The sequence below is a fragment of the Aquimarina sp. genome, from assembly GCF_977115655.1.
This window is the reverse complement of the sequence record NZ_CDSBKO010000158.1, coordinates 1-1061: the sequence shown is the minus strand read 5'-3', so window position 1 is coordinate 1061 and position 1061 is coordinate 1. Positions and strand designations below refer to the sequence as shown.

Annotated in this window: 1 protein-coding gene; it reads right to left on the bottom strand. The window is 36.3% G+C overall.

The features are described 5' to 3' along the window. Positions 1–3: 3 nt before the first annotated feature. The coding region (locus ACZIYX_RS23985; RefSeq protein WP_462684783.1) for an IS256 family transposase at positions 4–1061 on the bottom strand (1058 nt) is incomplete at its 5' end.

The window sequence follows — 1061 nt, the reverse complement described above, 5'->3', positions numbered from 1 at the left end:
TTTTTAAAGTCTTACCCTTTTTTCATATATAGTTAAGAACTGATTGAGGATTATTCCCCAATTTGCGATTGGCATAGACCATTTTTTGGTTGCTTCTCTGGTTGCCAAATATACAGATTTCATCACAGCTTGATCCGTAGGGAATGATAATTTGTTTTTGGTATACTTTCTGATTTTTCCATTCAGGTTTTCAATAAGGTTTGTTGTGTAAATAATTTTTCTGATCTCTAGAGGAAATTCAAAGAAAGCTGTAAGCTCCTCCCAATTGTCTCTCCAGCTTTTTATGGCATAAGAATATTTTGCTTCCCATTTTTGTGCAAAATCATCCAGGGCTGCTTTTGCTGCTTCTTTGGTTGGTGCATCATAGATGAGTTTCATATCCTTAGCAAAGGATTTTTTGTCCTTCCAAACGACATATCTACAAGCATTGCGTATTTGATGTACTACACAAATCTGTGTGGTAGCTTCTGGAAAGACATTTTTGATAGTATCGGTAAAACCATTAAGATTATCAGTAGCAGTAATCAATAGGTCTTCTACACCACGAGCTCTGATATCGGTAAGCACACTCATCCAAAACGCTGCGGACTCATTTTTACCTAGCCAAAGCCCTAATACTTCTTTCTTACCATCTCTGCGCAATCCTACAGCAATATAAATAGTTTTATTGATCACCTTAGAGTTCTCTCGTACTTTAAAAACAATACCATCCATCCAAACAATAAGATACACAGGTTCTAGGGGTCTGTTTTGCCAAGCTACAATGTCATTAGTAATTTTATCTGTGATTCTGGAAATGGTCGAAGTAGAGACTTCAAAATCATATACCTCACGGATTTGTTCTTCAATATCACTATTACTCATCCCTTTGGCGTAAAGCGAAATAATTATGTTTTCAATCCCATCAACCATACTTCCTCTTTTAGGAACCAGCATAGGATTAAAAGAAGCGTCTCGATCTCTGGGAACTTCTATTTGTGATTCGCCTAAAGAAGTGCGAACTTTCTTTTGAGAATAGCCATTTCTAGAATTAGATGTAGTTGACTTTTCATGCTTGCTAT